General features: G+C 37.0%; 14 protein-coding genes. 3 read left to right on the forward strand and 11 right to left on the reverse strand.

Translation table 11 applies throughout. From position 1 onward, the window contains the following. Positions 1-13: 13 nt before the first annotated feature. From GD597_RS03055 to GD597_RS03090, 8 genes are all read right to left on the reverse strand, one after another. Positions 14-1,615 carry a GMC family oxidoreductase gene (locus GD597_RS03055; RefSeq protein ID WP_171606339.1) on the reverse strand — a complete coding sequence of 534 codons (1,602 nt, stop codon included), beginning with the start codon at positions 1,613-1,615 and terminating at the stop codon, positions 14-16. 99 nt (positions 1,616-1,714) lie between these two features. Beyond that, positions 1,715-2,713, reverse strand: a complete 999-nt coding sequence (locus GD597_RS03060; protein WP_171606340.1) for a Gfo/Idh/MocA family protein — start codon at positions 2,711-2,713, stop codon at positions 1,715-1,717. A 404-nt stretch (positions 2,714-3,117) separates the two neighbouring features. After that, complete coding sequence (locus GD597_RS03065; protein WP_171606341.1) at positions 3,118-3,411, reverse strand: winged helix-turn-helix domain-containing protein; 294 nt, start codon at positions 3,409-3,411, stop codon at positions 3,118-3,120. Continuing rightward, positions 3,404-4,087, reverse strand: a complete 684-nt coding sequence (locus GD597_RS03070; RefSeq protein WP_171606342.1) for a hypothetical protein — start codon at positions 4,085-4,087, stop codon at positions 3,404-3,406. Before GD597_RS03070 ends, GD597_RS03065 begins: the two co-directional genes overlap by 8 nt. Before the next feature lie 7 nt (positions 4,088-4,094). Further along, positions 4,095-4,676 (reverse strand): hypothetical protein, encoded by a 582-nt coding sequence (locus GD597_RS03075; protein ID WP_171606343.1) that lies wholly within the window; start codon positions 4,674-4,676, stop codon positions 4,095-4,097. Between the two features lie 125 nt (positions 4,677-4,801). Beyond that, on the reverse strand, positions 4,802-5,464 hold the full coding sequence (locus GD597_RS03080) for a hypothetical protein (protein ID WP_171606344.1): 663 nt from the start codon (positions 5,462-5,464) through the stop codon (positions 4,802-4,804). A gap of 29 nt (positions 5,465-5,493) precedes the next feature. Further along, the gene (locus GD597_RS03085; protein ID WP_171606345.1) at positions 5,494-6,120 is read right to left on the reverse strand and encodes a hypothetical protein; all 627 of its coding nucleotides are present in this window, start codon (positions 6,118-6,120) and stop codon (positions 5,494-5,496) included. Between the two features lie 116 nt (positions 6,121-6,236). Then, the gene (locus GD597_RS03090; protein WP_171606346.1) at positions 6,237-8,483 is read right to left on the reverse strand and encodes a TonB-dependent receptor; all 2,247 of its coding nucleotides are present in this window, start codon (positions 8,481-8,483) and stop codon (positions 6,237-6,239) included. A gap of 521 nt (positions 8,484-9,004) precedes the next feature. On the opposite strand from GD597_RS03090, the gene GD597_RS03095 reads away from it, so the two are divergent. Genes GD597_RS03095 through GD597_RS03105 form a run of 3 tightly spaced genes read left to right on the forward strand, consistent with a single transcriptional unit; the run spans position 9,005 to position 12,853 of the window. Then, on the forward strand, positions 9,005-10,057 hold the full coding sequence (locus GD597_RS03095) for a nitroreductase family protein (RefSeq protein WP_171606347.1): 1,053 nt from the start codon (positions 9,005-9,007) through the stop codon (positions 10,055-10,057). Beyond that, a complete protein-coding gene (locus GD597_RS03100; protein WP_171606348.1) occupies positions 10,054-11,574 on the forward strand; it encodes a lipopolysaccharide biosynthesis protein in 1,521 nt (506 codons plus the stop codon). Before GD597_RS03095 ends, GD597_RS03100 begins: the two co-directional genes overlap by 4 nt. Positions 11,575-11,617: 43 nt before the next feature. Further along, positions 11,618-12,853 (forward strand): polysaccharide pyruvyl transferase family protein, encoded by a 1,236-nt coding sequence (locus GD597_RS03105; protein WP_171606349.1) that lies wholly within the window; start codon positions 11,618-11,620, stop codon positions 12,851-12,853. Positions 12,854-13,158: 305 nt separating this feature from the next. Here GD597_RS03105 and GD597_RS03110 read toward each other — a convergent pair whose 3' ends face one another. The 3 genes from GD597_RS03110 to GD597_RS03120 all read right to left on the reverse strand — a co-directional run bounded on the left by GD597_RS03110 (position 13,159) and on the right by GD597_RS03120 (position 14,650). After that, entirely contained in the window at positions 13,159-13,683 is a 525-nt protein-coding gene (locus tag GD597_RS03110; protein WP_171606350.1) for a hypothetical protein, read from the reverse strand. A 21-nt stretch (positions 13,684-13,704) separates the two neighbouring features. After that, entirely contained in the window at positions 13,705-14,010 is a 306-nt protein-coding gene (locus GD597_RS03115; RefSeq protein WP_171606351.1) for a DUF952 domain-containing protein, read from the reverse strand. Between the two features lie 100 nt (positions 14,011-14,110). Beyond that, positions 14,111-14,650, reverse strand: a complete 540-nt coding sequence (locus GD597_RS03120; protein ID WP_171606352.1) for a GNAT family N-acetyltransferase — start codon at positions 14,648-14,650, stop codon at positions 14,111-14,113. Positions 14,651-14,686: the final 36 nt, after the last annotated feature.

A 14,686-nucleotide genomic window follows, 5' to 3' on the forward strand; every position in this document is an offset into this window, starting at 1 on the left:
CTGGTTACATCATTTAATAATTTGTTTGCTTAATCATATCTGCTGCTTTTTCCGCAATCATAATTACTGCTGCATTGGTATTACCCGAAACAATGGTGGGCATTATGGATGCATCCACCACCCTTAGGCCTTTAATCCCGTTAACTTGTAACTGATGATTTACAACAGCATTTTCATCAATACCCATTTTGCAGGTACCTACAGGATGATATAGTGTTTCTGCACTTTTTAAGATATGCTGCTTTAAGGCATCATCGGTAAATTCTCTGGTGGGAAAATACAAACCTCCTTCCCTGCAATCAGCCAAAGCCGGTGCTTCCAGAATATCCATGGCTTTTTTTAGGGCAGTCAATAATATTTCCAAATCATTAGAGGCCGACAAAAACCTGGGCTGGATAATGGGCGCTTCCGTTGGATTGTTGCTTTTTATAGTAATATATCCTTGGCTTTGTGGCCTTAATAAAATACACATAATACTAAAGCCATCTGATTTGGGGAAAGTAGCCAAATCATACATATCAGTTGAATAATCGTTCCCAATATGTAAGGGCAAAAAATGAAATTGAATGTCTGGTCGGGTGAGTGAATTATTACTAGCCACAAATGCATTCGCTTCCAAAGGACTATTGCATAAAGGGCCCTTTTTAAATAACATATATTGCACTAATGCCTTCGCCATATTTAGTGGCTTTAACACACTGTTCCCTGTTGGTTTTGAGGAAAGACAACTTACGCCGCACCATAAATGATCCTGCAAATTTTTACCTACTCCGGGTAAATGAATTTCAGTTTTAATACCTGCAGCTGATAACTCATTTTCGTCACCAATACCCGATAACAATAATAATTGTGGTGATTGTATGGCACCGGCTGACAACAGCACTTCCTTTTTACAGGGTAAAATTTCTACAGATTTGCCTGAAATTATTTCCACACCAGTGGCCTTTCCATTTTCAATAACAATACGTTTAACCGTGGTATTGGTTAATATTTTTAAGTTTGGTCTTGACAAAACTGGTTTTAAAAATGCAGCTGCAGTACTATGCCGTTTGTTATTTTTAATGGTAAACTGCAGCATTGAGGCGCCAAACTGTTCAGCGCCATTATAATCATCATTTCGAACAATGCCGTTTTGGGTACAGGCTTCTATAAAATATTCTCCAATGCCCGATGGCACCTGTGCATGAGTAACATTCAAAGGGCCATTGGTGCCATGATATTTTCCTAAAAACTGTTCATTATGCTCGCTTTTAATAAAATAAGGCAACACATCCTCATAGCCCCAACCCGGGTTACCCAATGCTAACCATTCATTAAAATCTTCCTTATTACCCCTAACATATGCCATGGCATTTGTTGCACTGCTGCCACCAAGTGTTTTACCACGCGGTATATAAATTTTTCTATTATTTACGTGCTCCTGAGGTTGGGTATAAAAGCCCCAGTCCACACTTGAATGATTAAGTTTTGAATAGGCGCCGGGAATCTGTATTTCTAGTTTTTTATCAGGCGCACCTGCTTCAATTAATAAAACCTGAACAGTACTTTCTTCAGATAATCTGTTGGCAAGCACACAACCTGCAGAACCCGCACCAACAATTATATAATCAAACATCTAAGTATAATTTTTATGTTACAAGCAATTTTACTTAATTGAGGCTTTACTTGCCACGCTCGGTTCAAAGTTCCACTTTCATGGCATCAGAAAACAATCCTAAATTTTGTCCGCGTCATAAACTATTCCGGCCTTAGCCCTTATTGCATCCAGGGTTTCAATTAATAACATGGTATCTGCAAAGCCCATAATGGGGCTTTCGGTTAAGCCTTTACGCAGGCAATCGCCAACATGTCTTGCTTCATACTGGTAGCCAAAGCCAGCCTCCTTTTCAATAGGAATTAGTTCGCGCCCCTCTGTATTATTACTGTAATATTCAAAATTATTACCGGGGGCATAAAACCTGTTGGAAAGGTGAATGCGGCCTTCTGTACCATTTATATCCGCCTCAGTAGAAAGGTTAGAAGAAAAACTGGAAAACAGTTGTGCAATAGCGCCATTATTATACCGGAAGGTTACGGCACATTGCTCATCAACACCGGTGTAAGCAGGTGTCATCACAGCATCAATCATATCGGGTTTGCCTAATACGCTTAATGCGAAAAAAACATTATAAATACCAATATCCATCATGGTGCCGCCGGCAAGGGAAGGTTCAAAAATTCTGGGGGCATAAGGTGGTACCGGTTTAAAACCAAAATTTATAAGCACACTCATTATTTTACCCAGCCGGCCTTGCTGTAAATACTGCTGTAACATTTGATAATGTGGTAAAAATTTAGACCATAATGCCTCCATTAAAAACACATTTTGCTGTTGAGCAAGTGCAATCATTTGTGCAGATTGGCGGGCATTTATGGCAAAAGGCTTTTCGCACAAAACTGCTTTTCGATGTTGCAGGCAAAGCATGGTATTTTCAAAGTGCAGGTTATGCGGGGTGGCAATATAAATTACATCTACTTCATTATCGGTAGCCAAAGCTTCGTAAGTGGTATGAATGTTTTTTACCGAAAAATCTGCTGCAAAAGCCTGTCCGTTCTCAGGGTTACGTGATGCTATTGACACCAATTGTGCATCATTTACCAATTGCAGATCTGATGCAAATTTCCGGGCAATTTTGCCACAACCCAATATTCCCCAACGTATTACCTGTGCCATATTTTTTGCAACAAGATAAAGAAAAATGCAGCATAAAAGTGATTCACCATTTAATCTATTGCCAATAACAAGGAGGCAGATTACGGTATTCGTAACCCCTTTATTTTAAAAAACTATATTTTTGTGGGGCAAAGTTGTAATGCTATTGGTATGAATGATAAGGTAAAAGCTTTTTTAAAGCGTTTTGGTATTATTGGGTTCCTTTTCTTTTTAATTAAGGGACTGATATGGCTTGCTCTTTTACTGGGAGTGAGTAGTCTTTTCTAGGATATACATTCGTAAATTGTTTCTATTTTCAATGCTTATTTATTGCTTCCTGTTTATTAATGCTGCTATACTTGTTGTAGTACAAGTGTGCGACGCAAGTAAAGCCAAATACCTGCAATTAGTTGGGCCAATAAAAATCAGGGCTGTTTTATTTGAAGATACTCCTGCAATACTTTTACATAAGCTTCAAATGCATTAACACCTTCGGGGGTAATTTTACAGGTGGTATTTGGATAATTATCTCTGAAAACTTTGGTAACTTCTATATAACCGGCTTCTTTTAATTTTTGCACCTGAACACTTAAATTACCCGCAGTGGCATTGGTTTTTTCTTTTATAAAAATAAAATCAGCCTCCTTTACACTGATAAGAAGGCTCATTACTGCCAGGCGCAGTTGTGAATGTAATATGGGATCTAATTCTTTAAACATTGCCTGATCTGGATTTTCTATAGCGCTTTTGCAAAATTAAACCCGGGATTAACCAGCAACTTATTGCTGCAATGGACGATAATAACATATCGAACATGCCCGAAGTAAAACAGGAAACAACAAAACAGATATAACAAATGATGCCACCAATAATCATTGGCTTAAACTTTCGTATAAGTCCGGTAATCATAGTTGGCATGGCATACACCATTAAAAACAAGGATGAAATACTTGGTATAAATGGTGTGATAGGTGTTATTTCGCCGGTAATTGTATTTTTTTGCATTAAGGCTATATGCTGATCGGCCAATAAATCTGCGGCAGTGGTTGAAGCTATATTTTGATAAAACGTAAGACAGAACATGGTTACAGCGAAAATGATCCATACGGTATTTACAGCATTATCATCTCTAAGTTTTGCCTTACGGGCCCTGGATTCTTTAATAGAAATCCAAACCTGAGGCACTATAGCAAAAAGGGTAAGCATCCAAATATCTATATCAATATCCCATTTAAAATATAAACGCAAAAAAGTAAACAAACTACAAAAACCAACCACGGCACCCCATAATAATGCGCCTACGCCGGTTTCATAATAATCGCTTTTAACCTTCTGCATCATTTCTGCAATTATGCGCAGGCTTTCCTGTTCTGTTAAAGATTTTTGTTCGGGCATAGAGCAATTATTTGCGATATTGTTTACGTAATAAATGGCCTGGAATAATATAACTTACCAATATAGCCAATGCCAGCATTAATATTTGTGTATCAAAATTAAAATAAGGCGTAGCAATAGCTATAGGAAAAGTAAGCATACCACCAATAATTAGTGGTTTAAACTTGATTAAAGAGCCAGAAACATAAGTACCTACCCCATATAATATAATGTAAAAAGGATAGCAATACTGCCATCCTAGTTTTGAAAAAATAAAACCCAATGCAAAAAAAGAAAGTCCTAAAGCCGTCCATAAATACATATGTGCTGCACCTATAAAGGTTTTTACCCTTTCATTTTTTTTCTCTTTAATGCTAAGTATTAATTGAATGGCAAGTGCAACAAATGTTATAAACCAGGCATAATAATGTTGCGGATAATTGATTATTACTTTTAAAAAATATTGCAACATGCAACCAATCATTACCGCCCAACCCCATAAAAGGAAATACTGGCTTTTGTCACTCATTGAATGCCTGGTAGATTCAATCATGGATTGAATGAGCGCTAAACTTTCTTGTGGAGAAAGTGTTTTTTCTTTATTAGGCATGTGTAATTTTATAAAAAATGATTATTAACCCAATTACAAAATATAAGGCAACTTAACTTGCGTCGCACTCTTGTACAGCATAACCATATGCCGCAAAAAGCATACAGAAAAATAAAAATTAGTCTCTATCCCGCTAGTTTTTTAGGCACATATTTACGCACAAACTTTGTAATTAAAATACTGCCAATTAAGGTGGGTAGTAGCCATAAAATCCATTGCATATCAATTTGCACATTTACCACCAGAAATGCGGTGTAAGAAGCTATCATCGCCCCCATCATTCTGGTAATATGGTTATATAACCACACTTGTTTTACCCTACTTTTACCAGATAGCAGTTGATAATCTTTCCAAACAAAACTTAAGCATATTAAGCCAAACACACCAGGTACAATATTAAATGTATTGCCTGTAATAATACCTGTCGCTGCTAAATATATAAGAAACAAGGCAAAGCCAAGTCCGAAAATGAATAGCAGGTAATCTATTGGCGTAAAAACCTTTTCAGCATTTTTATTCTTATTTACAGCAATAATGCGCCAGGCGGTTGTAACCATATAAAAGGTAAAGCCACCAACTGCAAACAGGAAAATATTATTATGATCAGGTAAATTACTAATGATTAAAGCAGATACAGCAGCTGCCAACATACCTGTAGTAAACAACCTGCCGGCAAGAATATGTATTTTTTTGCCTTTTACTACTGCAGCTGCAATAGTTCCGGCAATTAGCCCAAGCGTTCCACCGGCTATATGTATAATGATAAGTATATTAAACAACTGCTGCATGCTTATTATTTGTTTGGTTTGTTTTTATATTAATTACACTGTGCCAACATATCTTCCGCTTGTTTTTGACCCCAGCTTGGGTATAATGGTTTTACTTGTGCAGCTTTAAATAATTCCACCGCTTTGGCAAATAGTGGTTTGGCCTTTTCTTTACCACCACCAAATTGTTCAGGAGTATTAAAAACGCTCATGCCTTGTAGGTAATATAATCTTGGGTTGGTGGGATCAAGCTTTATACCTTTTTCAAGGGCTGCACCTGCTTCCATACCATATGTTTGCCAGCGGCTTTGCGGGTCTACCATCATTTGTTGGGTGGCAGCCATATTGCGTAATGTGCTTATTTCGCTGTTGGGTTCAATTGCTTCTGCTTTATCGCATAATTCTTTTACTTTATCGCCATTTGCATCCTTATCTATAGATTGATCCATCCATCCAAGATTGGTTAATGCAAGCCCGGCATAATAATAGGGCAACCATTGTGTTTTTTCTGCTTCGCCTATTCTTTCAAAAGCTGCAGATACGGCTTTTAGTTCGGCAGTAGTTTTGGCTGCGCCTAATTGGGTTAATGTTTTTTCCATGGCACCTGCAAACTTGTCGCTTTGTGCTTGTACAGCGATGGTACAAAAAATGGCTGCGGATAGTAGTAACTTTTTCATTGTTATTTTTTGTTTTATGGTTTGTTTTAAATTTTTACATTTTTGTTGCCTTATTTGTTGCCGTACAAGTGCGCGACGCAAGTAAAGCCAGATTACTGTTTACTGCTGGGCCAATACTATAAATTATTATTAATAGCATCCTGCGTTCTGTCAACACCCCAGCTAAGAAATACACCTATAAAATAAAACCTCTTGGCCGGTGGTGTTACCGCTTCTTTTATTAACCCGTTATAAGAATAATTATACCCATACACCTGGTTGCTGCCCAATACATTGGTAACACTGGCCACCAGTACCCAAAATGTTTTGGCATTGGTTTTACCTATACTGGGCACATAGTTCATACTAAAGCCCAGGTTATGATAATCTTTGGTTTGGCCTTTATCTGCAACGGTATATTTACCGCTGTTGTTATTGTATTGAAAGTTATAGTATGGCCTTCCTGTGGCGTAGTTATAGGTTAAATTAAACCCGGTTTTGATGTCCACAAAAAATCGTTTCATTACAAATGATGCTGTGTGTTTGGCTGCAAAATTGGGCGTTAACTCATTAGGAAAATTGAGATAATCTCTTTTGGTATCGAGGTAGGAATAACTAATCCAGTAATCAAAGTTTTTGATACTCTTTTTATCTCTCCAAAACAGCTCAATACCCTTTGCATAACCAAAACCATTGTTGTTATAATTAAACAAGCCATTATTAATAGGTATGGATTTTACCAAATCATTGTACTCTTTATAAAATGCTTCTATTCTAAAAATTCTATCCGTTACAGTTCTTTGGTAGTTTACTATATAATGAGTGGCTTTTGTATAACCCAGATTGGTGGTAAAAAACAGTTGCGTATTCTCGGGCTTTTGGTAAAATTCACCGTAAGCGGCTGAAACCTGTGCCCCTTTACCAACTTTATAAGCCAGGGATAAACGAGGTGCCAGATTTAATTTATTAATAATAGAGGAATGTTCGAAACGGCCACCAACTTTAGCTGCAAGTGCATTGGTGATGAATATATCTGTTTCGGCAAATACTGCCTGATAATTATCTTTTAACTGAATGGGTGTACCGCTATTATAGGTACTGGTATTTACGGCATACCAGTATTCACTACCAAAACGTACAGTGGAGATTCCAAATAATTTTTTCTCAAAAACAGCCCTGATTTGCGATAAATCCTGTCGACTGCCTAAGGTAAAGTTTTTTGTATTGTAGGGATAATCTGCTATAAACTGTTGCACATTATCTGCGTTTTGTAATTGCTGACTAATATCATCCTTATTAGTGCTATAACTTAAGCCCAGGTTCATTTTCCAGCCTTTGCCCAGGTTTTCTCTCCAGCTTAAATTATTGTACCAGTTAAGGTTGTGTAATGCAAAAGCATCTTTAAGAGAAAGACTATCAATATCAGGTCTTCTTAAACCCAGATCGCTGTAAGTAAATGTGGTATAATATTTTATAATACCACCACCCTTTGTTTTAAAACGCAGATTTGCATCGGCATTATGAAACACAGGAATTTTAAAATAATCCGGTCTTTGCTTAACAATATTAAAATAGGTTGACAGGTTTACATATGTATAATTAAACCCGAAAGAAGACTTTTTATCTTTTGCCAGTTCCTGAAATCCAGCACCCAATATAATAGGTGAAATAGATGCGTTAACGGCAGTTTTCTCAGGTAAATCAATAGACTCTAATATTAAGGCAGAAGACAAAGCCTGCCCATATAAAGCAGAATAGCCACCTGTACTAAAAACAGTACCCTTAAATAAAAGCGGAGAAAAGCGGCCACGGGAGGCAATATCTGGTGTACTGCTAAAAAAGGCATTATTTACCAAAGTGCCATCAATAAACTGTTTGGTTTCGTAACCGGCACCACCACGTACAAAAAGACCTTCCTGCTCTCCTATTTGTTGGGCACCGGGCAGGGTTTTAACTGCCGATGTGATATCCGCATTGGCACCGCCAACCGTTAACACATCCATAGAACTTAGTACAGTGGCTGCTCTTTTATTATCTCCGGCGGCAAAAGCTCCAGCCATTACTGTTACGGCTTTTAGTTCATCTAACTGTTCTTTTAATTCAGCTTCAATAACAATGGGTAACTTATCCAACACAATTGTTTTCTCAAATCCTTTATACCCCACATTGGTAATTGTAAGCAAAAAAGATCCCTTTTCTGTGGTAACAAAAGAAAAATTGCCCAATGAATCTGCAATAGCGCCATCATAAGAATCCTTTAAACTAATGGCCGCACCAATCAAGGGTCTGCCCCTGCCATCTTTTACTTTACCCGAAATGGTAACCTGGGCAAAAGAACTAATGGTGAAGAAAAATAGGGTAAAAAATATAGCGAACTGATTCATTGTTATAATTTGATAGATCAAAAATAAAGTAGTTTATAATATAAACCAAATTATTTATCAAACAAAATATAGAGTTTTTTTGTGGGTCGGCTTATGATACAAACTGCATCTTCTCTTGCCACGCTCGGTTCATCGTTCCTCTTTCATGGCAACAAAAGAAACTATCAAAGAAAATTTACTTAAAACAAAAGATGAAAGATCCTAGATATACAATTTATACATGACAACAAAATCTATAATAATACTACAAGACTAGTAAAATAAAATCGCCAACTTGCTGAAGTAATTTGAATAAAACTTAAAAAAAGATGCTAAATATTACAACAGTTAAGATTAAATTGTAGTAATTTTAAAAAGCAGGTTAGCTTAAACAAAGCAAGCTGTATCAAATTAAAAATCAATATTCCGTAACCCAAAAACAAACCAATATTCTTCATGACAACTTACCTGAAAAGCTAATTACTTTTTTTCAGTTTCATTAATAATCATCGTATCCTAATCATAAAACTAAATTCACCATTATGTCATTATATGATATAAAAATATACGTACAGAACAATATTCTGTTACCTATAGTAAGAAAACACCGCAAACTCGCCGACCTCTATTACTTTCTTTTCTCCAGTGATTTCTCAAGAGAGCACCAAAAAGTATTAAACGGCAAATACATGCATTTGCAGGCCATTAAGGAAGGAGCACCTAATGCTTTTAATTTACGCAGACAGGTACACCGTTTGGAAAAAGGCCTTATTATGAAAAACAGAAGGGATGTATTTGCCCTTGACTATATTCTAAGCGTAGCTACAACCTACAAAGTCCTATCCGGTGAAAAAGGAACAAATAAAGATGTAGATGATGGACTTTTAAGCTGGGCAGCCAATGTGCTACAAAAATATTTTAGCGTGGTAAAAGAAGTACCAGTCGTAAAACAGGCTAAAGAAGTTTTCCAATCAACCCAACACCAGATAAAGTTTGAAGCATCTCCGGTAAATTTTGTTCCTTATAAACGCTCAGCGGCTGTAAAAAGCAATATTACCTATGATGATTTTATGCAACTGGCTATTCAAAGACGTTCGGTAAGATGGTATCAGGATAAAGCCGTACCAAAAGAACTTATTGAAAAAGCTTGTGCCATTGCCACCCTTTCTCCCAGTGCCTGTAACAGACAACCATTTGAATTCAGAATATTTGATCAGGAAGACTTAAAGAATAAAGTAGGTGCCATACCCATGGGCATCAGGGCTAATTATAAAAACATTCCGGTATTTGCTGTTGTAGTAGGTCGTTTAAGTGCTTATTTAAGCGAAAGAGACCGCCATGTAATTTATATTGATGGTGGCCTGGCTTCTATGAGTTTAATGTTTGCATTGGAAACATTAGGACTTAGCTCTGTGCCAATCAACTGGCCTGATATTGAATTTATAGAACAACAAATGGAAAAAATTATTCCATTATCAGAAGATGAAAGACCAATGATGTTAATAGGTATAGGCTATGCTGATCCAGATGGAGGTATCCCCTATTCACAGAAAAAAACACCAGACCAATTACTCATCTTCAACTCCGGAAATTGATACAGTCACCCACTATATCAGTAATTCACGATAAATGGTTTAACCGCAATCATGGTGAAACTGATTTACGCAAAAAATCCATATCCGGCGGTATCAACACTGTTGGTGCACAGATAGTTTCTTTTGTATTAAACATCGGCTCTACCGTACTATTGGCAAGGTTGTTATTACCAGAAGATTATGGTATAGTAGCCATGGTAACTTCATTCACCGGCTTTGTACTTATTTTTAAGGATCTTGGTCTGGCCCAAGCCATAATACAAAAGGAACATATTAATCAGAAAGAAGTAAGTATGGTATTCTGGTTAAATTTTTCCATTAGCATTGTATTGGGTTTAATTGTATTAGGGCTTGGTCCTTTGCTTGTTTCTTTTTACAAAGAACCCAGGCTTTTATCTATCACATTTGTTTATGCGGCTATAGCATTGTTTGGTGGCGCTTCTACACAACACTCTGCCCTGTTAAACCGCCAAATGAAGTTTAAAGAACTGGCAACCATTACAGTTATTGCATCATTCATTAGCATAGTAATGGGCTTGTTGCTGGCATATTTAAACTTTGGTTATTGGGCAATAGTTTCCATAAACCTTATCAGTGCTTTTGTTCAGGCAATTTTATTATGGGTTTATTGCGACTGGAGGCCCAGTTTTATTAAGATGGATAAAGGCATAAAAGAATATGTAAATTTTGGTGCAGGTGTTACGGGCTTTAATATGATGAATTATTTTTCCAGGAACCTGGATAATATCCTTATTGGTAAATATATTGGCGCTCAGGCCCTGGGCTTGTACAACAAGGCATACCAGTTACTGATGTTACCTATAAGCCAGCTAAGAGATCCTTTAAATGCAGTAGGTACACCTGCAATGAGTTCGCTGTTTAATCAGCCTGAAAAATATAGAAAATATTACCGCGAATATTTATTCCTCTTGTCCTTTTTCTCTTTGCCGGTAGTAGTATTTCTTTTTGTATGCTCACAACCAATTATTCTGGTATTACTTGGCCCTAACTGGACAAGCGCCTCTTCCATATTTCAATTACTGGCTATTACAGCGCTTATTCAGCCTATTGCCAGTACAAGGGGTATGATATTAATCTCTTCAGGCCAGTCCAAAAGGTATTTTATGTGGGGACTTTGGAATACAGTGAGCACAGTAATTGCATTCTTTGTTGGTGTTCAATGGGGTATTTCTGGTATAGCCATCGCTTATGCAATATCCAATTATTCCATACTGGTTCCATCCTTATTCTATTGCTTTAAAAATACACCCATACAGGTTAGCGATTTCTTTACTACCTCTGTGCCTTCCTTTTCTTTTGCAGTAGTAGGTGGTGTGGCAGCCTATTTTTCATCTGTGTATTTGAAAGATTATAACCCATTAATACAAATTATTATTCCGTTCTTCCTATTTGCAGTTTTATATCTTGCAGGCTGGATGCTTTTTCCTTCTACAAGAAAACAATTGAAAAGTGTGGTAGACCTTGCCAAAACAATACTTAATAAAAAGAAAAAATAGTTAAACCAATTCACCTCTATCCTAACAACACAATTTACACGTCATGCAACAATCATCTTATTTACTCGTAGGTGGCAACTTCATCAACAAAGGCGCTGAAGCAATGCTAAAAACTGTAAGGTTTAAAATTCTGGAAAGGCATCCTAACGCCCAGGTATATTGTATTTGTCATCCTGAAGAAAGAGAAATTGCTACACGTCAGGGCTTTATTCCCATTACCGACACAACACCACCTACAGTTAAAAAGGTAAAAAATCTGGCTGATAAAGTGATCAATAAACTTAAAACAACTTTAGGTGGGGCATCCAAACCATATGCCGACTATAGCCCCATGGGCGATATTGAAAAAATTCAAAATCTGGTAGCAGCTGTTGACGTAAGCGGATTTGCGTATGGCGACAAGCGTGGCTATATACAGCCATTGGAAACTATTAAGATTATTCATTTCTGTAAAAAGAATAATGCCAAATATATATTTATGCCTCAGGCATGGGGCGATTTTAAAGAACCAAAAGTGGCAGCCAATTGCAGAAGCATGATTAAAAGTGCTGATGCCTATTTTACACGAGATGATGTTTCCCGCAAATTTGTTGCTAACCTTTTACAACAAAAACTAGAAGATATTCCATTAGCCTGCGACATAGCTTTCCACTTCCCTATTCCAGCAATAAGTGGTAAAGAAATTCTGGCCCGCAATGGCATTCAGCTTAATCCTGACAGGCTAACCGTTAGCATCTCCCCTAACATGCGTATTTACGAACGTATGAAAGGCACAGGTGCCAATAACGAATATGTGCAGGCATTTTGCACCATCATAAAAGAATTGGGTAAACGATTTGAAATTTTGCTGGTACCCAACGAAATAAGACCTGGTGGCGGAGATAATAAAGACGATCAGTTTTTAAGTAAAACCATCTATCAGGCAGTAGAAGATAAAACCAATTGTCATTTCTTTGAGGGTTATTATTCTGCAGAAGAAATTAAAGCCATTATTAAAGAAACCGATTTGCTTATTGCCTCCCGTTTTCATAGCCTGGTGTTTGCTCTAAGTCTTGGCATTCCATGTATGGCTATAAGTTGGTCGCACAAATACAGGGAATTGTTTAAACTATTTAACCTGCAGGACTTTGTGTTGGAGGATAAAGGCTCTAATACCGATAGTATTTTGCAAACTTTTGAAAAGCTGTATGAACAAAGAGAAAGTATTGCCGCTAATATTAGTGAAACATTGCCCAAACTAAAAGAGTCTAATAAGCACGTTTTTAATTTGCTTGACTAAATATAATTGTATTCATGTTTAAGAAGGATTTCACCTCAAGGTCGAAATCCTTTTTTTATGTATCACCCGTAAAAATGTACAACCAATATTTATTATACCGGCACCATAACAAGCATTAAGCTTTACTTGCCATAGTTTACCCCGATTATTTCGGGGCTCGGTTCTGGGTTTCTCATATATAGCATCATGCAATTTGCTATACTTATTTTATGGTTTACAAGTATTGCTGCCATTAATTGTTGCAGTACAAGTGTGCGACGCAAGAATGCCTCATAGATAATCTTTAGTTGGGCTCAAAAAAACATTTAAACTTTAGGCAATTGCTTTAATATTTTTTTACCACGGCTTCTAAAGGCAGGTGTTTCATTTTCAAAACGTTCTTCAATTATCAGCCTTAGTTCACGGCTAATTTCCGGGTAAAATTTTGTAAGGTTGTACAGGTTGGTTAAGGCAAATGCTTTAATGGCAGCGGGTGTATCGTGAGCTTCTACCAACGCAAAACAGGCATTCATTAAATCGCCATGCAGGTTTTCAGGTATGTTCATATCTTCCAGCACACGCACACTATTTCTTATTACAGCCGCATGCACCTGACTATTGGTAAGTTGTGCAACCAATTGTGGCAGGTAAGGTTCTATCATTAAAGAATTGCGCTTGGCAGCCCAGCAAACAGCCCATGCAGCCCGTTGAGATAAGCGATAATTATTGGCCAGAAAGCATTGCATTAGCTGTTTAAAATTTGCTTTGCTGGTACAGGCATATTCTGCAACCAATATGGCTTTGGCACGACTCTGCGTTTTATCCTCCAGTAAAGCATGTTTAATATTCATATGCCTGTTTTAAAAGAGATGCTATATTTCTGCAATAGCCAACACAGATTCTATATTAATGGCCCCATAAATATGCGGAAAGGTTTCGTTTAAAGATGAAGAAAACTCGTATTGTATGGGTGCAAGAATTTTATCGGCGTCAATAGATAAGGCCAGCAATTGCTTTTTACCGTTAAAATAACGTACCAACACACCTGGCACTTGCTCTTGTGTACAGCAATGTATAAATCCTTCCTTATCAAGTGATGCCGCTTTGTAAATGCCATCGGCTAATGCAATAGTCCATTCCTCTTTGGTAGTAATGTGGTAGATGATGTTTTTAGGCATAGAACAAATTGAATGATGTTAAATATTTACCCATTGCAAAATACATAAATGAAGCAATAGCCATTCAAATTTTTATATCCAGGTTAAATTCAATTGCTAATCATAAAGTCAAATACATGTCAATATTTTCTTTATCATCGTACCAAAAATTTGCCACAGGTATAAAATGATGCTTTTTATAAAAATGCACCGCCCTGCTATTGGTAGCCTGCACCCCACCCCATAAAATCATGTACTTTTTACCTTCTTTTGATACAAAGTTTTTAATAAAATTAAACATAGTTGTACCAAGACCTGCATTTTGCCAGACATCTGCTACGGATGGCGCATAAGTGCATGCTAGAGCCTCGTCCAGATAAATACCATTAGCAACATACCGCATACGCTCACCTTCCTGCATACCTTGTTTAATAAGCATATAAGCCACAATATTTTGTTCATTGTCCAGCGCTATAAACCTGAGTATATCATTAGATAGGCTTGAGCAAATAGTATCAATCGTTATTTTATCAAATGCATGTGGGCCAAAGCGGGATTTACTTTCGGCGGACAGATGTGTAAGGTAACTGTATAAGGCTGCGGCATCATCTTTTTCCAAAAGCCTTATTACTACACTTGTATTGTTGTTTGTATCATTCATATAGCAGGAGGTATAAATGTTGAGGTATAAATATAA

The organism is Limnovirga soli (assembly GCF_013106755.1).
GTDB classification, from domain to species: domain Bacteria; phylum Bacteroidota; class Bacteroidia; order Chitinophagales; family Chitinophagaceae; genus Limnovirga; species Limnovirga soli.